The 15,905-nt window shown below is 56.8% G+C and carries 18 protein-coding genes; 9 read left to right on the forward strand and 9 right to left on the reverse strand.

Annotated features, from left to right (window positions below; all coding sequences use genetic code 11):
- Positions 1–48 precede the first annotated feature (48 nt).
- Positions 49–411, forward strand: coding sequence for an SUF system Fe-S cluster assembly protein (locus tag ACR0K5_RS00355; protein ID WP_480627757.1), 363 nt, complete (start codon positions 49–51; stop codon positions 409–411).
- Positions 412–637: 226 nt separating this feature from the next.
- Here ACR0K5_RS00355 and ACR0K5_RS00360 read toward each other — a convergent pair whose 3' ends face one another.
- The gene (locus tag ACR0K5_RS00360; RefSeq protein ID WP_480627758.1) at positions 638–997 is read right to left on the reverse strand and encodes a hypothetical protein; all 360 of its coding nucleotides are present in this window, start codon (positions 995–997) and stop codon (positions 638–640) included.
- Between the two features lie 199 nt (positions 998–1,196).
- Here ACR0K5_RS00360 and ACR0K5_RS00365 point away from each other — a divergent pair, with 199 nt between their 5' ends.
- Positions 1,197–1,562, forward strand: a complete 366-nt coding sequence (locus tag ACR0K5_RS00365) for a HesB/IscA family protein (RefSeq protein WP_480627759.1) — start codon at positions 1,197–1,199, stop codon at positions 1,560–1,562.
- A gap of 149 nt (positions 1,563–1,711) precedes the next feature.
- On the forward strand, positions 1,712–2,461 hold the full coding sequence (gene tpiA / locus ACR0K5_RS00370; RefSeq protein WP_480627760.1) for a triose-phosphate isomerase: 750 nt from the start codon (positions 1,712–1,714) through the stop codon (positions 2,459–2,461).
- A gap of 9 nt (positions 2,462–2,470) precedes the next feature.
- Here tpiA and ACR0K5_RS00375 read toward each other — a convergent pair whose 3' ends face one another.
- The 7 genes from ACR0K5_RS00375 to ACR0K5_RS00405 all read right to left on the reverse strand — a co-directional run bounded on the left by ACR0K5_RS00375 (position 2,471) and on the right by ACR0K5_RS00405 (position 9,985).
- Entirely contained in the window at positions 2,471–2,917 is a 447-nt protein-coding gene (locus tag ACR0K5_RS00375) for a nucleoside deaminase (protein ID WP_480627761.1), read from the reverse strand.
- 67 nt (positions 2,918–2,984) lie between these two features.
- Positions 2,985–3,296, reverse strand: a complete 312-nt coding sequence (locus tag ACR0K5_RS00380) for a DMT family transporter (protein WP_480627762.1) — start codon at positions 3,294–3,296, stop codon at positions 2,985–2,987.
- Between the two features lie 153 nt (positions 3,297–3,449).
- Complete coding sequence (locus tag ACR0K5_RS00385) at positions 3,450–4,826, reverse strand: TRAP transporter large permease (RefSeq protein WP_480627763.1); 1,377 nt, start codon at positions 4,824–4,826, stop codon at positions 3,450–3,452.
- Entirely contained in the window at positions 4,826–5,503 is a 678-nt protein-coding gene (locus tag ACR0K5_RS00390; RefSeq protein WP_480627764.1) for a TRAP transporter small permease, read from the reverse strand. The genes ACR0K5_RS00385 and ACR0K5_RS00390 overlap by 1 nt, the downstream gene beginning before the upstream one ends.
- A gap of 110 nt (positions 5,504–5,613) precedes the next feature.
- Positions 5,614–6,615 carry a DctP family TRAP transporter solute-binding subunit gene (locus tag ACR0K5_RS00395; RefSeq protein WP_480627765.1) on the reverse strand — a complete coding sequence of 334 codons (1,002 nt, stop codon included), beginning with the start codon at positions 6,613–6,615 and terminating at the stop codon, positions 5,614–5,616.
- A gap of 362 nt (positions 6,616–6,977) precedes the next feature.
- Positions 6,978–8,207, reverse strand: coding sequence for a sigma-54-dependent transcriptional regulator (locus ACR0K5_RS00400; protein WP_480627766.1), 1,230 nt, complete (start codon positions 8,205–8,207; stop codon positions 6,978–6,980).
- Positions 8,204–9,985 carry a sensor histidine kinase gene (locus ACR0K5_RS00405; protein WP_480627767.1) on the reverse strand — a complete coding sequence of 594 codons (1,782 nt, stop codon included), beginning with the start codon at positions 9,983–9,985 and terminating at the stop codon, positions 8,204–8,206. The genes ACR0K5_RS00400 and ACR0K5_RS00405 overlap by 4 nt, the downstream gene beginning before the upstream one ends.
- Here ACR0K5_RS00405 and ACR0K5_RS00410 point away from each other — a divergent pair.
- The gene (locus tag ACR0K5_RS00410) at positions 9,984–11,165 is read left to right on the forward strand and encodes a cytochrome P450 (protein WP_480627768.1); all 1,182 of its coding nucleotides are present in this window, start codon (positions 9,984–9,986) and stop codon (positions 11,163–11,165) included. The two genes, ACR0K5_RS00405 and ACR0K5_RS00410, sit on opposite strands and share 2 nt — an antisense overlap.
- A gap of 127 nt (positions 11,166–11,292) precedes the next feature.
- Here the strand turns inward: ACR0K5_RS00410 and ACR0K5_RS00415 are convergent, their stop codons facing one another.
- Positions 11,293–11,775 carry an Lrp/AsnC family transcriptional regulator gene (locus tag ACR0K5_RS00415; RefSeq protein ID WP_480627769.1) on the reverse strand — a complete coding sequence of 161 codons (483 nt, stop codon included), beginning with the start codon at positions 11,773–11,775 and terminating at the stop codon, positions 11,293–11,295.
- A gap of 144 nt (positions 11,776–11,919) precedes the next feature.
- Here ACR0K5_RS00415 and cobA point away from each other — a divergent pair, with 144 nt between their 5' ends.
- The 5 genes from cobA (at position 11,920) to ACR0K5_RS00440 (ending at position 15,894) form a co-directional block, all read left to right on the forward strand.
- Positions 11,920–12,696, forward strand: a complete 777-nt coding sequence (gene cobA, locus ACR0K5_RS00420) for a uroporphyrinogen-III C-methyltransferase (RefSeq protein ID WP_480627770.1) — start codon at positions 11,920–11,922, stop codon at positions 12,694–12,696.
- The gene (locus tag ACR0K5_RS00425; protein ID WP_480627771.1) at positions 12,696–13,010 is read left to right on the forward strand and encodes a DUF2849 domain-containing protein; all 315 of its coding nucleotides are present in this window, start codon (positions 12,696–12,698) and stop codon (positions 13,008–13,010) included. Before cobA ends, ACR0K5_RS00425 begins: the two co-directional genes overlap by 1 nt.
- A 64-nt stretch (positions 13,011–13,074) precedes the next feature.
- Positions 13,075–14,739, forward strand: a complete 1,665-nt coding sequence (locus tag ACR0K5_RS00430; protein WP_480627772.1) for a nitrite/sulfite reductase — start codon at positions 13,075–13,077, stop codon at positions 14,737–14,739.
- A complete protein-coding gene (locus ACR0K5_RS00435) occupies positions 14,729–15,490 on the forward strand; it encodes a phosphoadenylyl-sulfate reductase (protein ID WP_480627773.1) in 762 nt (253 codons plus the stop codon). The genes ACR0K5_RS00430 and ACR0K5_RS00435 overlap by 11 nt, the downstream gene beginning before the upstream one ends.
- Positions 15,487–15,894 (forward strand): DUF934 domain-containing protein, encoded by a 408-nt coding sequence (locus ACR0K5_RS00440; RefSeq protein WP_480627774.1) that lies wholly within the window; start codon positions 15,487–15,489, stop codon positions 15,892–15,894. Before ACR0K5_RS00435 ends, ACR0K5_RS00440 begins: the two co-directional genes overlap by 4 nt.
- The last annotated feature ends 11 nt before the right edge of the window (positions 15,895–15,905 follow it).

A 15,905-nucleotide genomic window follows, 5' to 3' on the forward strand; every position in this document is an offset into this window, starting at 1 on the left:
TGCGGGCATTCCCTATATAATCAGTCAGGCAACTGACCCGAGGCAAAAATGACTCACCCGAGCGAACAGTTTGAAGGCACCCCGCTGATTGCGCCGTCAACGATTGAACACCCGCTGTACGAACTTGTGGTCGAGGCGTGCCGCACAGTCTACGATCCGGAAATTCCGGTCAACATTTATGATCTCGGCCTGATCTACACGATCGACATTGCTGCCGACAACGCGGTGAAGGTCATCATGACCCTGACTGCGCCCGGATGTCCGGTCGCAGGCGATATGCCCGGCTGGATTGTGGAGGCAATTGAGCCTGTTGCAGGTGTCAAAGAAGTTGACGTCGAACTGACCTGGGAGCCGCCCTGGGGCATGGAGATGATGTCAGACGAGGCGCGTCTGGAACTGGGCTTTATGTAGCCACCGGGCACTTCGCCCCGGCCAACAGTCACAAAACATTGGTTTTGTCGTTACCCAATCGTGCAGTACCTGTCACAATCATGACGGATAACACCTGCGGTTGGCATTGACGGATGCTGTACCACGGGCTGGGTATGCTGTGACCGCCCCCCGATTCCTAGCTCAAGACTATGGACCGTTCTTGCCCGAGAACGGTCCTTTTCGGTTCTCGCTCAAGAATCGGCGGTTAATTCAGATTGCAGGTTTTCTTGATCTCTGCCGCCCTGTTATCCAGCTGTTTGATGTAATCTCCTGACAGCATTTGCAGTCTTTTTTGCTCGGTACCAGTGACCAGTCCCAACAGAGCCCCAGCGGGAGTGATGGCGGCGATGCTCTCCAGTTGTTTGTCTTCCGCGTGTTTCTTTTCGGACTCAATGGCACGCAAATCCCCTTCGGCCGTTGCACAATTCACCGGATGTCGTTCAGACCCGGTGGCCGCCCACGCCCCTGCAGACGCCATACACGCGATCACGGCAATCAGCGCCACCAAGTGAATTGATACTTTAATATCACCTCGTAAAATATTCATATTTATATCCTTTCCCATCCAGATTTGTATCCACGAAATACTCACAATATCCACAGGACCAATGCTAAGCCTGCTTCCCGCACCAAAGCAAGTTTGCGGATCAGCTTCGCAGAAACACAAAGCGCTTAAGCGAATTCACATTCTTTACCCCACACCGCCTTGAGCCCAAAGGTCTTGGGCCCTAAATTGGGTGTAACGCGCGACCACGGAGACTTACATGTTCGGCATTCCCGGCAAACAGGCTGTGACCATGACGCCCAAAGCCGCAGAGCAGATCACCCGCCTGATGAATTCAGGCGGTCATGCTGGTTTGCGCATCGGCATCAAGAAAGGCGGCTGTGCAGGCATGGAATACACCATGGAATATGTCGATCAGCCAGATCCACATGATGAAGTCGTCGAACAGGATGGCGCACGTATCATGATCGCGCCCATGGCGCAGATGTTCCTGTTCGGAACCGAGATCGATTACGAAGTGTCGTTGCTGGAAGCCGGTTTCAAATTCAAGAACCCGAACGTTGTCGATGCCTGCGGCTGCGGAGAATCGATCAAGTTCGACGATAACATCGCCCAGCAAAGCTAAGCTCGCCTCCCATCTCAGTATGCGAGCCTCGCGTGACGTTCCAATCGCCGATTTGTGCGCCCGAAATCATCTTTCGAGCAGAATTGTAAGATGACCCCGACAGTGTTATCCGCGTCCTTAAAGCACCGAAGGATCAGGGAGATACGAAAATGCGGCAGAAGCTGGCGGCTGGAAACTGGAAAATGAATGGGACCGGCGCTGAGTTGAGTGAGTTGAAAGCGCTGTCCCATAACCATCCCTCAGCATCGGTCGATATCCTGATCTGCCCCCCGGCGACATTGCTCAGCCGTGCATCAATTACCGTCCAAGGGACCGCAATCACAGTCGGTGGTCAGGATTGCCATGCTGCGACGTCTGGCGCGCATACCGGAGATATCAGCGCAGAGATGCTGATGGATGCCGGTGCAACATCAGTCATTCTGGGCCATTCCGAACGCCGTGTAGATCATGGTGAGCACGACGAAGATGTGCGCGCCAAGGCGCGTTCGGCAATGGAAGCCGGATTGAAGGCGATCATTTGCGTCGGTGAAAGCCTAGAGCAGCGTGAGGCTGCCAATACGCTCGATATCATCGGCGGCCAGATGTCCGGCTCGATCCCTGATCTGTCCACCGGCGAAAACCTGATCGTTGCATATGAACCGATCTGGGCGATTGGAACGGGCAAAGTTCCGACCCTGGAAGAGATTGGAGAGGTTCACGACTTCATGCGCGCGCGGCTGGAGCGTCGTTTTGGCGAAGGAGTGGGTCGTTCCGTCCGCCTGCTCTACGGCGGTTCGGTTAAACCCGGCAATGCGGCTGATATCTTTGCTGTTTCCAATGTTGATGGCGCACTTGTGGGCGGGGCCAGTCTGAAGGCTTCTGATTTCTCTGGCATCATTCAAGCGCTGGAAAGCGTCTGAACCAGGAATTCACTCTGCAATATCCTCGGCCCAAAGTTCGGGCTTTTCTTCTATGAATCGCCGCATCAGCGCGACACAGTCGGTGTCGTCTGCAATCACCACCTCGACCCCGCGTTCGCGCAGGAAGTCTTCGTTGCCACCGAAATTCTGTGTATCGCCGATTACGACGCGCGGGATGCCGAACTGAACGATCGTGCCTGAACACATCATGCAGGGTGATAGCGAGGTATACAGGACCGTATCGCGATAGGTTTTCTGACGCCCCGCCTTGCGCAGGGCATCCATCTCTCCGTGAGCTATTGGATCGCCGCCCTGTACACGTTGGTTGCGACCTTGTGAGACAACTTCGCCACCCCGTGCCAGAACAGCCCCGATGGGACATCCGCCCTCATCAAATCCGGCCTTCGCCTCTTCATAAGCCAAACGCAGCAGGCGTTTGTCGGTCTCGGTCAGCATTCCGGGCTCCGTTTCAGTTCTTTTTTCGCAGCCTGCCCAAGTGCTCGGGCTTGGTCAATGAGAGGCTTTAGGCCAGCTTCATCACAACAAGGCCGGTCACGATCAGAACGGCCGCAAAAATCCGCGCGGGTGTCAGGGCTTCGCCCAGAAACAGGATACCCACACTGAACGCCCCTACTGCGCCAATGCCGGTCCAAATCGTGTAAGCGGTGCCCAAAGGCAGGTCGCGCATCGCCAACGCCAGCAGACCGAAAGATCCAATCATCGAAACACCCATCAAAGCCGTCGGCCACAACCGGGTGAAACCAGCCGATTGCTTCATCGCAACCGCCCAGACGATTTCCAGCAAACCAGCGAATAAAAGAAAGACCCATGGCATGAGACAACCTCGTCGAACTTCGGGTCGTCCCGAATGATGTCCCAAAATGGGGAGGTCGTCCTCTGAGATCCAGATATGAACCCATCGGGTGGTTTCAAGACACAAAAAAGCCGGGCAGTCTAAACCGCCCGGCTGCGTGTATCGTCAGACCATCTAATTTGTTATGATTTCAGGTCCCATGAAGGTGTTGGGCAGGAAGGTCGATATCCATGGAATATACGTCACCATGATCAGGAAGACGAAGAGAACAGCGAGGAAAGGCAGTGCCGCCCTCACAACGCTCATCATCGGCATCCCTGCAACGCCCGAAGTCACGAACAGGTTCAGCCCGACCGGAGGCGTGATCATCCCGATCTCCATGTTCACCACCATGATGATGCCCAAATGGATCGGATCGATGCCCAATTCGATGGCAATCGGGAACACTAGCGGAGCCACGATGACCAAAAGTCCCGAGGGTTCCATGAACTGACCGCCAATCAGCAGGATGACGTTGACCACGATCAGGAAAGTGACCGGTCCCAGACCCGCTGAAAGCATGGCGCTTGCGATGTGCTGCGGCACTTGCTCGTCCGTCAGCACGTGTTTCAGGATCAGCGCGTTGGCAATCACGAACAGCAGCGTGACGGTCAGTTTGCCTGCCTCAAACAGCGTATGCTTGGTGTCGGGATGGAAGAACGCCGTGATCAGAGCATAAGGCTTCTTAAGCAGCGGCAAATTCTGCGCACCTTCTTCCGTGCTCAGCGGTCCCATGTCTTTGTAAACGAAGCTGGCAATGAAGAACGCATAGACGGCAGCAACTGCAGCGGCCTCGGTCGGGGTAAAGATACCGCCGTAGATGCCACCCAGAATGATCACGATCAGGAACAGGCCCCAACCGGCCTCGCGGGCTGAGGTAAAGACCTCTCCCCAGCCTTTCCATTCGCCCTTGGGCAGGTTCTTGACCTTGGCCATGACATAGATGGTGATCATCAACATCAGACCAGCCATCAGCCCCGGAATGACACCAGCAAGGAACATGCGCCCGACCGAGACTTCAACGGCCGCGGCATACACAACCATCACGATGGATGGCGGGATCAGAATACCCAACGTACCCGCGTTACAGATCACACCGGCAGCAAATTCCTTGGAATATCCAACCTGACGCATCCCCGCGATGACGATCGAACCAATGGCCACAACGGTTGCCGGGGACGAGCCGGATAGCGCGGCAAACAACATACATGCAAACACGCCCGCAATCGCCAGACCACCGGGCAAATGCCCGACGCAGGCGATCGAGAACCGGATAATCCGCCGGGCCACACCACCCGTTGTCATAAAGGACGACGCCAGGATGAAGAACGGGATCGCCAGAAGGGTGAAATGCCCTTCGAACGCCTCGAACAACGTACCTGCGACCGAAGCCAGCGAACTATCGGAATAGATCAGCAGGAACAGAGTCGAGCTGAGGCCAAGCGCCACCGCAATCGGAACACCGATCAGCAGCAGGCCGATGACCATTGAGAAAAGAAGAATGACGTCCATTAGTTGTGCTCTCCCTGCTGAGCGCGGACTTCTTCGATCTCGTCCTCGACTTCATGGCTGGCAACAAGGCGGTCTGTTTCACCGCGCCAGATTTGAACGGCAACCTGCGTGAACCGGATCACCAGCAACAGCATCGACACCGGCAGAACCAGATACGGCACAACCTTGGGAAGTTTTTCGTACCCTTCACCATAGTTGATCAGGTCTTCCAGAAAGCGCAGCGGAGCGACCATTGGGATATCGTCCACTTCATAGAAGCTCTGGCTGCGGGCGTCGAAATTAAACCCGGTCGGGAACCAACGACCGGATGTCGGCGGCAAATCGGCGAAGACGGCCCAATAGTCATAGGCGCCTTTCAGCAACAGCAACGAGAACACCAGACAGCACCCCACAGCGATCAACGCCAGTACGCGTCGTGGCGCCGGGGCCAGCATGTTCAGGATAGCGTCTACACCCAGATGAGAATGCTTTTTGACTGCGTAAGATGCACCCAGCAGCACCAACCACCCGAAGGTGAACACCGTCAGCTCAAGCGCCCACAAGATATTGGAATTAAACACAAACCGCGCGATCACATTGGCGAATGTCACGACCGTCATAAGGCCCAACAGCAACGCAATCAGGGTTTCTTCGATATGGTCGACCAGCCCGCCTTGGCCGGAATTCGCACCAGACATCTCTCTGTCCCCACAATTTTATTGATGAGAAGGGTTGGGGCGGGCTTTGTCAGCCCGCCCGGCCTGCGCGTCGATAACTCCCCAGTCCCCGGACGCGCGGCCTATCCGGATCAGAATCCGGCGTTGATGGCCTGTGCGGCGTCGATCTTGTCCTGACCGACGTCACCGGCGAACTGATCCCAAACGGGCTTCATTGCGTCGACCCAGGCCTGACGCTGTTCAGGGTTCAGTTCACGAATGATACCACCCGCGTCTGTAATCGACGCTTTGGCCGCTTCGTTCACGGCAAAGGCTTCCTTGTTCCGAGTCTCGGTTACTTCGGCCATGATGGTCATGAACTGATCGCGCACTTCCGGATCCAGGCTATCCAGCCAGTCAACGGAGGTTACAACCAGATAGTCGATGATGCCGTGGTTGGTTTCGGTGATGCCGTCCTGAACTTCGAAGAACTTCTTACCGTAGATATTCGACCACGTGTTTTCCTGACCGTCCACAACACCCTGCTGCAACGCACCATAGACTTCCGAGAAAGCCATTTTTTGCGGGCTGCCACCGATCGCTTCCATCTGCGCCACCAGAACGTCCGAGGACTGAACACGGAACTTCAGACCGTTTGCATCTGACGGATCTTCCAGCGGCTTGTTCGCGGACATCTGCTTCATGCCATTGTGCCAGAAAGCCAGTCCCTGCAGGCCGCGGCGCTGCATGCTGTCCTTCATTGCCTGACCGTCAGCCGACGCCTGGAATGCGTCCACAGCATCGATGTTCTTGAACATGAACGGCAAATCGAACAGGCGGAACTGCTTGGTGAACTTCTCGAACTTCGACAGCGACGGCGCGGCCAGTTGAACGTCGCCTTGCAGCATCGCCTCAAGCACCTTGTCGTCATTGTAGAGGGTCGAGTTCGGATAGACCTCCATGCACATCACGCCGTTCATCTCGTCATTGACGCGCTGTTCCAGCAGCGATGCGGCGATGCCCTTGGGGTGTTTATCAGTGTTGGTCACATGCGCGAATTTGACGACGATCTCACCATCGTCACAGGCTGCCATACCTGCAGTGGCTGTGACTGTCAGCGCCAGAGCGGTTGCGGCCGTTGTCAGGAATTTCATCTGTCTTTTCCTCCCAGACTTCCATGAAACTGTCCTTCGACACCAGTTCGGCGTCGGATGCAGCGAAGTGAAACGAATCAACGCGATCCGCTCAACTTTTTGTTCCTCGCCTCCTAAATTTCAGATTTTTACTTTGATTACAGTGTGTTTTACGGCATTTTGAAACATGTACTCTACACACTTCAAATCCTGAGTGCGAGAATCCGCACAGCGATGACCCAAGTTGTGCGAAATTCCGCACAACTCTCGAATCAAAACAAACGAATCAACAGGGGCGAAACCGCAGCCCGCGCCCGCTGGTTGCACGGCCCAACAGCTTTAGACGCATGTTAATGCGGAAAAAGGTGGCGGGAGCCCTACCGCTACCGACGGTAATCTTCGGCCCGAATCTGATAGCGTGCCAGCTTGTCATAGAAAGTCTTGCGCGGCAGCTTCAAAGCCTTCGCCGCATCTGACGCTTTACCGTTATGACGACCCAGCGCTGCGATCAGCAGCGACCGTTCCACCCGCGCCATCTGTTCGCTGAGGCCGAGGTCTGTCGCCTGCGCGACCTCTTCCGGCATACCCAGCACAAAGCGCATTGCGGCTGACATCAAGGATCGTGCGTTCCCCGGCCAGTCGCTTGCCATCAGCGACGCCAGATGCTCGGACGAAATCTCTGGTGCGGCTATCCCTGCCTGTTCAGCCGCCTGTGCCACGTAATGGCGGAAAATCACCGGAATGTCGTCGGGACGCTCTGCCAGAGATGGAATGCGCACACGCATCACGTCCAGCCTGTAAAACAGGTCTGCGTTAAACCGGCCTTCCGAACTCAGTGCAGACAAGTCGGCGGTTGTTCCCGCAATGGTACGCCCGCCCGGCCCACGCTCGAAAAGCTCCAAGGCCGCGAACTGCGTGGCATGGGGCATGGCAGAGACTTCGTCCAGAAACAACGATCCGCCAGCGGCATCCTCGCAGCTTTTGGCCAATTCTTCGGGGCTAAGGCTAGAGGCCGTGCGTTTGACAAACGGTCCCTGCCCTGCGGGTGACATCAGATGCACCACCTCGGCGACCTTTGAAATGCCGCTGCCCGGAGGTCCCGTAACAAGTACCTCAGCCCCCGTCGGTGCAACGGTTCGAACCCGCTCGCGCAGCGCCTCTGCCTGCGGCGACAAGCCGAACAGCAGCCGTGCGGCAGGATCTCCGCGTTCTAGCTCGGATTTCACCGCTCTTTGCTCCAAGACTTGAGAACGGGCTGCGAAGGCACGCTCAAGTACTTCCAGCAAGTCAGACGCCGCGCACGGCTTTTCCAGAAAGTCGAACGCGCCCTTTCCCATGGCCTCGACGGCCATGGGTATGTCGCCTTCACCCGTCAGCAGAACCACAGGCAGGTCTGGGTCGATTTCCCGCGCATAGGCCAGCAGATGGAACCCGTCCCGGCCTGGCATGCGGATATCCGAGATGATGACACCCGGGAAATCGAGGCGGATATGGTCCTTGGCCGCCACAAAAGACCCGGCGGTCGTTGGCAGATAATCCGCCAGTTCCAGAGTTTGCGACAGGGCTTCGCGAACGGCGGCATCATCATCGACCAACAAAACCCTGCGCATCATGCGGCTTCTTCCTTGTCGCAAGGTTCCAGTTCGACGGTAAACATGGCCCCATCCGCCGTGTTCGTGCCCCGAATATCGCCGCCGAAGCTTTGGACCAGCCCATAGGAAATCGAAAGCCCCAGCCCCAAGCCTTCCGACGATCCCACACTCTTCGTAGAATAGAATGGCTCGAACATCCGATCAGGGTCTTCAATGCCGGGGCCTGTGTCCTGCACAGAAACGCTCAACCGTGCGCCTTCTCGCAGCGCAATCGTTATATTCCGTTTTGGTCGCCCCAACATTGCATCCGCCGCATTGTTGATCAGATTCACAAACACTTGAACCAAACGTACTTCACCCCCCCAAACATACATAGCGCTATTCGGAGGCGCCCAGTTTAACGTCACATCGTCGTCTCGCAGGCGGGCTTCGGTCAGTTCGACTGCGGTGTTCAGAACCTGAATCAGGTCAACACGCCCCATCGGTTCGCTTTCATTGCGGGCAAAGGCACGAAGGTTCTTGATGATCCGCGCCATCCGCGCCGCCATTTCAGAGATGCGGCCCAGATTCTCGGCAGCCTTCTCGGGCTTTCCCCGCGTCATGAACGCCGAGCCGTTATCTGCAAATTGCCGGATCGCCATAAGCGGTTGGTTCAGTTCATGACTGATACCCGCCGACATCTGCCCCAAGGCGCTGAGCTTGCCTGCCTGCACCAGATCCGCCTGAGCCCTCCGCAGCGCTGCTTCGGCTTCTTCCCGTTCCGTCACTTCCCTGCGTAAGCTGGCATTTGCAACTGTCAGATCGTGGGTGCGTTTGGCCACGCGGCTTTCCAGAACGGCGTTCGCCTGTGCCAGGGTCCGTCTTCTCTCCATGGCAAGAAAGAGCATTGCACCAAAAGCCAGACAGATCGCCGCGACGGCAGCCGCCTGAAGCCTGGCAAGCTGCAGGGCCGGCGCCACGTCCACCAAAACCTCGGCAGTCATATCGATGACCGGCAAATCAAGGGTAAGGTGCAGCGCATCGCGTGGCAGATAACGCCCCCAATTCAATCTCCATAGCTCGTGCCTACCGACTTGAGTCGACGCAAAATCGACTGCCTCGCCATCTGGTGGGTTCAGCCCCGGCTCACCCTCTGCTCGATGCCAGAACAGCAGATCCGATCTGTTGGAGATGAAGACAACACCATCTGAATCGACAAAGAAAACCGCCTCGGTACTGCCACGCCAAGTTTGTTCAACGTCCTGAACATCGGCAACGACCATCAGCGCACCTTTGATCTCGCCAGGCGGGCCGAAGGCTGGTGCGGCGTAGGAATAAATCCGGTCGTCGCCCGAGGGCACAACCTCATGCGCATTGCCCAACGCACCCTGCATCGCACGACGGAAAGCGGGGTGCCCCGCCATATTGCGCTGGGATACCGGCTGCGCTGATACCAGGACCTGCCCGGTCGTATCCAGATACATCATGTTGACGGCAGCTGTCTTGTCCGCAACGTCCAGCAACATGGCCTGAGCTTGACGTATGTCGGCCTGAGTTTCCAAATCATGCAGAATTGGATGCGTCGCCATCAGCACCGCAAGCTCTTGATATACTTGCATTTGCGTGCTCAGCCGGTCAGCCGCCAGCTCAAGATCAGCCTCTGCCTTTTCGCTCAGCTGCGAAAGCGCCTGTCGATACCCATAAGACCAGATAAACCCCGACAATAGTCCGACGGCGAGCAAAAATCCGGAAATGAACCAAACCCTGTGCATAGACAGGGTCTTGCATTCAATGCGCCGCATGGCAAGTGTGCTGCGCATGAAGTCTTATTCGCAATCCCCGACAGACCCGGGTTTCGTCCAAAACCCCTACCCGTTCTACGACAAGGCGCGGAGATCGGGCGATCTGATCTTTTGGCAGGACTACAATATGGTCGCTGCGGTGTCCTGTCAGGCTGTCCGGACATTTCTGCGGGACCGCAGGTTTGGACGCGAAGTTCCGCCTGAACACGCGACGTCCGGACCTCCTCATCTGGCACCATGGCTGGCTGTTGAAGCCCATTCGCTTCTTGAAGCAGAGCCGCCGCGCCATACCCGGCTGCGAGCGCTGGTCATGCGCGCTTTCACCTCACGGGCAATTGCTGCCCTGCAACCTTCCATCGAATCCCTGTGCAACAGTTTGATCGATGCTTTCCCTCAAGACCCCTTTGACCTTCTGGATGCCTATTGCACTCAGGTCCCGGTGATCACGATCTGCCGGCTTTTGGGCGTACCCGAAGACATGGCCCCCGCCCTTTTACGCTGGTCACATGACATGGTCGCGATGTATCAGGCCAACCGGACTCGGGAAACCGAAGATCAGGCCGCAAGGTCATCACAAGAGTTCATCGAGTTTCTGGAAAACTACATCGACGAACGCCGCAGTGACCCGCGCGACGACCTGATCACACGCCTGATCAGTGCGGAAGAAAAAGGTGAAAAACTGTCCCGGGACGAACTGGTCGCAACCTGCATTTTGTTGCTGAACGCAGGTCACGAAGCGACGGTGCATTCTCTTGCCAACGGTGCGAAAACCCTGTTGCAGACCAATACCGATCCCGGTGTTCTGCGCCCGGATGCCATCGACGGGACGCTTGAGGAAATCCTGCGGTACGATCCACCGCTACACATGTTCACCCGCTATGCGTATGAAGACGTTGAGTTATTCGGTCATTCGTTCAAGCGCGGCGATCAAGTGGCGCTATTGCTTGCAGCGGCCAACCGTGACCCGGCTGTCTGGACCGAACCTGAAAAGTTTGATCCGGACCGCATCATTGAAGTGAACACAAGCTTTGGTGGCGGCATTCACTTCTGTGTCGGAGCACCTCTGGCACGTCTGGAAATGCGTATCGCCATGCCTATCCTGTTCGAAAGATGTCCAAATCTTCGACTGGCCGAAGTTCCAGTCTATTCAGACAGCTATCATTTTCACGGCCTGAAGCGTTTGTTGGTGCAGGTTTGACGGCACCAATCGCTTCGCCGCGCATTACCTCTGAAATAGGTAATTCTGCGTCAGAGTAAGATGTTGATCCTTGTGTCCCGGCAAACACTCATCTCGGTACACAATGACGCGCGCGCGTCAGGGCTTCTCAAGACCCAACCACCATTGCATTCAACGGCAGCATCGTCGTGGATTTGATCTCTTCCATAGACAAAAGAGCCGTCACATTGTGCACCCGCACCTCCGAGATGAGTGACTGGTAGAACTCGTCATAAGCGCGTGCGTTCTTGACCCGGACTTTCAGAATATAATCGATGTCCCCGGCCAAGCGGTGTGCTTCTTGCACTTCGGGGTGATCTTTCAATGCTTTCAGGAATTTACGCTGCCATTCCGCCTCATGTTCCGACGTGCGGATCAATACAAAGAAAGTGGCCTCAAATCCAAGTGCCTCAGCATCCAGCAGAACAGTTTGCTGGCCAATAATCCCAGCCCCTTTGAGTTTCCGTATGCGATTCCAGACCGGTGTCTTTGAACTGCCGACCCGCGCCGCAATTTCATCCAGAGATTGACCCGCATCGCGTTGCAGCTCAGCCAGAATTTTCCGATCAGTGTCATCTATCCGAACCGACATTCCAAATTTCCTTCCGTTTCGATGTTCCTGTTCCGGTTTCCACGCAAAACAGAACAAACATCCTTATTTCAGCGGCGATATGGCGCTTTGTTGGGAATATTTCCTATATTAGGGGTCAAGTCAAACAACACTCGAGACGATCCGATGCAGGATTTTCACACAACCAAACCCTTAGGGCATGTCGACTTTGTCGGCGCCGGTCCGGGTGACCCCGAGTTGCTGACGCTCAAGGCATTAACTGCATTTGAGCGCGCGGATGTTGTGTTGCATGATCGCCTCATCAGCAAATCTGTACTGGACATAGCCGGTCAAAGCGCAATTTTGATCGACGTCGGCAAAGCCGGGTTCGGCCCTTCCTGGAAGCAAAGCGACATCGACGCGCTTCTGATCGATTATGCCCTGAAGGGCAACCGGGTCGTGCGTCTGAAATCAGGAGATCCGACTGTCTTTGGTCGTCTGGACGAAGAGATCGAAGCGGTCGAGGCGGCTGGTATCTCGTGGCAGATTGTTCCCGGCATCACCGCGGCCTCTGCCGCGGTGGCTGGCATCGGTCAAAGCCTGACCCGCCGTGGACGCAACTCATCTGTCCGTTTTTTGACCGGGCATGACATGAAAGGCTTTGCCGATCATGACTGGAACGCTCTGGCACAGGCGGGTTCGGTTGCCGCGATCTACATGGGCAAGAAATCTGCCCGCTTCATCCAAGGCCGCCTGATCATGCACGGTGCGGATCGCACCACGCCTGTCACTCTGGTCGAGAACGCCTCGCGTCCGAACCAACGGATTCTGGCCACCACGCTGGACCAGTTGCCTAACGATGTGGCCGCCGCCGAAATGGACGGGCCGGCCCTGACCTTCTATGGCCTTGCCCCGCGCGAAGCGGTGCAGGCTGTAACCGAATTCAATAAGGAGCTTGCCTGATGGCCCGCGCTTTTACCCCCAAAGTCGTCACCGCAAACGATTTGCTGGAAGGTGATGTTATTTACCAGACCGAAGATGACCGATGGTCGCGTGATCTGTCCGACGCCGAACTGATTACGGACGAGGCTCATGCGCAGGTCCGCCTGCTGGATGCCGCGCGCCAGGCAAACAAAATCGTTGGTGCCTATCTGGCTGATGCCGCCGCAGGCGACAACGGCCCCGAGCCCACCCATTTTCGGGAAGACTTCCGCCGCACTGGTCCGTCCAACTATGCCCACGGCAAACAGGAAACTTCCCAGCAGCCCCGGGCCTGACCTCTGGCCCTTCTCTCTCCCCTTCAAGGCCCTGGTTCGGGGCTGCAACTAAGGACAGCTAGACATGTATCGCTACTCCGAGTTTGACCACGAGTTTCTGGCAGAGCGCAACGCGCAGTTCCGCGCTCAAGTTGAACGTCGCATTGACGGTTCGCTGACCGAAGACGAATTCAAACCCCTGCGCCTGATGAACGGCCTGTATCTACAGCTGCACGCCTATATGCTGAGGGTCGCCATTCCCTACGGCACACTTAACAGCGCACAGATGCGTCAACTGGCTCTGCTGGCCGAAAAGTGGGACAAGGGCTATGGCCATTTCACCACCCGTCAGAACATCCAGTACAACTGGCCGAAACTGAACGACGTGCCGGATATGCTGGACGCGCTGGCCGAGGTTGGTATGCACGCCATTCAGACCTCGGGCAACACCATCCGTAACGTGACCGCCGACCATTTTGCCGGTGCCGCCGCGGATGAAATCGCCGACCCGCGCCCCTATGCCGAACTGCTGCGCCAGTGGTCCACTGATCACCCGGAATTCCAGTTCATGCCGCGTAAGTTCAAGATCGCCATCACCGGTTCGGAAAACGACCGCGCCGTGATCAAGGCGCATGACATCGGCTTGCAACTGGTTGAGCGTGACGGCGTTCTGGGTGCCCGCGTTATCGTTGGCGGTGGCCTGGGCCGTACGCCGATGATCGGTAAAGAGTTGTCCGAGTTTGTCGCATTTGACGACCTGCTGGCCTATCTTGAGGCCACTGTTTCCGTATGGAACCAGATTGGTCGCCGCGACAACAAGTACAAAGCGCGCATCAAGATCACCGTCCATGAAAACGGCATCGACACGATCCGCGCCAAGGTAAACGAGCGCTTCCTGCAGGTTCGCCCGCAGTTCAAAGGTGCAGACATAAACCTGTTGGAAGAGATCAAGGGCCACTTTGCGGCACCTGCCTTCCGCGAAGGTTCGGTTGCGTCGTTCGAAAGCGCCTATACCAACAATCCGGTCTTTCGTTCGTGGGTCGACACCAACATCGCACCGCACAAGAACGCGGACCACGCGATCGTCACGATCTCGATCAAGAAGCATGGGGCAACGCCGGGCGATGCGACTGCCGAGCAGATGCGCGTGATGGCCGATCTGGCCGAACAGTTCGCCTATGACGAGCTGCGCATCAGCCATGAGCAGAACGTGATCCTGCCGCATGTCCACAAATCGGACCTGCCCGCGATCCATGCGAAGCTGAAAGAGCATGAGTTGGCCACCGCCAATATCGGCCTGATCAGCGATATCATCGCCTGCCCCGGCATGGATTACTGCGCGCTGGCAACGGCCCGTTCAATCCCGGTTGCACAGGAAATCGCGACCCGTTTCGATGATCTGAAGCTTGAGCATGATATCGGTCACCTTAAGATCAAGATCTCGGGCTGCATCAACGCGTGTGGCCACCACCACGTGGGTCACATCGGCATCCTGGGTCTGGATCGCGCAGGCGTCGAAAACTACCAGATCACTCTGGGTGGTGACGCGACTGAAACTGCGACCGTTGGTGACCGCACCGGCCCGGGCTTTGCCTATGACGAGATCGTGCCGGCCGTAGAACGCATCGTCTATACCTATCTGGAACAGCGGGAGAGCGCTGAAGAAACCTTCCTGGAGACCTATCGCCGCGTCGGCATGGCTCCGTTCAAGGCGGCCCTCTACCCCGAGGCTCAGGCGAATGCCGCTTGACCTGATCCAGACGGAACTGGGCGCTGACCGTGCCGACCTGACTGAAAAGGTCAACGCATTGAACGCCCGGTTCCGGCATCACAGCGCCCATGATGTGATGCATGGTGCCATTGAAGCGATAGACGAGCTTGCTCTGGTCTCAAGCTTTGGTGCGGAATCGGTGGTGCTGCTGCATATGGCTGCGGTGGTCGACAAGATGACACCGGTGCTGTTCGTCGACACCCAGATGCTCTTTACCGAAACGCTGGAATATCAGCAGGAGGTCAGCGAGCGCCTGGGGCTGAGGAACATCCAGATCATCCGTGCGGATGACGAGGACATTCAACGTGAAGACCCCTATGGCGCGCTGCGTATGCGCGACATGGATGCGTGCTGCAACCTGCGTAAGACCTTCCCGTTGCAACAGGCATTGACCGGGTATTGCGGCTGGATTACCGGGCGCAAGCGGTTTCAGTCCGGAACACGCGCCGCGCTCGAGTTTTTCGAGGTCGAGGACGGCACGGGCCGGATCAAGGTCAACCCGCTGGCCCATTGGGCGCCCGAAGATGTGCGCGCCTATATGGAAGAAAACAACTTGCCCCGGCATCCGCTGGTGGCCAAAGGATACCCTTCGATTGGCTGTGCGCCCTGCACCTCGCCGGTCAAAGAAGGCGAAGACCCTCGCGCAGGACGCTGGCGCGATCAGAACAAGGAAGAATGCGGCATTCACTTTGTCGACGGCAAGATGGTGCGCATCGGAGAGAAAACATGAACGTAATCGTAACGGATGAGGGCTTTTCGCCCGATGACTGGACCGACGGCTTTGTCACTCTTGATGATGCCGCCAACGACGTGGTCGCACTGGATGTCAGTTCGGACACGGACCCGGATGAACTTTTTGATCGCCTGGGCAGCGCCAAGCTGGTTCGGGTGGATTTCCCGTCCTTCGCTGACGGCCGCGGCTTCACCATCGCCCGGACCCTGCGCCTGAAAGGCTATACTGGACGTTTGCGCGCCAGGGGCCATGTTCTGGCGGATCAATACGCCATGGCGCGTCGCAGCGGCTTTGACGAAGTTGAGATTGACGGGGACCTGGCGGATCGCCAGCCCGAAGATCAGTGGCTTTCCCGGGCCAACTGGAAAGAGAACAATTATCAGGCCCGTTTGCGCGGTTAAAAGTGGCCCAT

This window comes from Ruegeria sp. AB9 (assembly GCF_056542585.1).

Coding starts and splice junctions, on each gene's coding strand:
- ACR0K5_RS00355 (WP_480627757.1), top strand. CDS start 49: ATGACTCACCCGAGCGAACAGTTTGAAGGCACCCCGCTGATTGCGCCG.
- ACR0K5_RS00360 (WP_480627758.1), bottom strand. CDS start 997: ATGGGAAAGGATATAAATATGAATATTTTACGAGGTGATATTAAAGTA.
- ACR0K5_RS00365 (WP_480627759.1), top strand. CDS start 1,197: ATGTTCGGCATTCCCGGCAAACAGGCTGTGACCATGACGCCCAAAGCC.
- tpiA (WP_480627760.1), top strand. CDS start 1,712: ATGCGGCAGAAGCTGGCGGCTGGAAACTGGAAAATGAATGGGACCGGC.
- ACR0K5_RS00375 (WP_480627761.1), bottom strand. CDS start 2,917: ATGCTGACCGAGACCGACAAACGCCTGCTGCGTTTGGCTTATGAAGAG.
- ACR0K5_RS00380 (WP_480627762.1), bottom strand. CDS start 3,296: ATGCCATGGGTCTTTCTTTTATTCGCTGGTTTGCTGGAAATCGTCTGG.
- ACR0K5_RS00385 (WP_480627763.1), bottom strand. CDS start 4,826: ATGGACGTCATTCTTCTTTTCTCAATGGTCATCGGCCTGCTGCTGATC.
- ACR0K5_RS00390 (WP_480627764.1), bottom strand. CDS start 5,503: ATGTCTGGTGCGAATTCCGGCCAAGGCGGGCTGGTCGACCATATCGAA.
- ACR0K5_RS00395 (WP_480627765.1), bottom strand. CDS start 6,615: ATGAAATTCCTGACAACGGCCGCAACCGCTCTGGCGCTGACAGTCACA.
- ACR0K5_RS00400 (WP_480627766.1), bottom strand. CDS start 8,207: ATGATGCGCAGGGTTTTGTTGGTCGATGATGATGCCGCCGTTCGCGAA.
- ACR0K5_RS00410 (WP_480627768.1), top strand. CDS start 9,984: ATGAAGTCTTATTCGCAATCCCCGACAGACCCGGGTTTCGTCCAAAAC.
- ACR0K5_RS00405 (WP_480627767.1), bottom strand. CDS start 9,985: ATGCGCAGCACACTTGCCATGCGGCGCATTGAATGCAAGACCCTGTCT.
- ACR0K5_RS00415 (WP_480627769.1), bottom strand. CDS start 11,775: ATGTCGGTTCGGATAGATGACACTGATCGGAAAATTCTGGCTGAGCTG.
- cobA (WP_480627770.1), top strand. CDS start 11,920: ATGCAGGATTTTCACACAACCAAACCCTTAGGGCATGTCGACTTTGTC.
- ACR0K5_RS00425 (WP_480627771.1), top strand. CDS start 12,696: ATGGCCCGCGCTTTTACCCCCAAAGTCGTCACCGCAAACGATTTGCTG.
- ACR0K5_RS00430 (WP_480627772.1), top strand. CDS start 13,075: ATGTATCGCTACTCCGAGTTTGACCACGAGTTTCTGGCAGAGCGCAAC.
- ACR0K5_RS00435 (WP_480627773.1), top strand. CDS start 14,729: ATGCCGCTTGACCTGATCCAGACGGAACTGGGCGCTGACCGTGCCGAC.
- ACR0K5_RS00440 (WP_480627774.1), top strand. CDS start 15,487: ATGAACGTAATCGTAACGGATGAGGGCTTTTCGCCCGATGACTGGACC.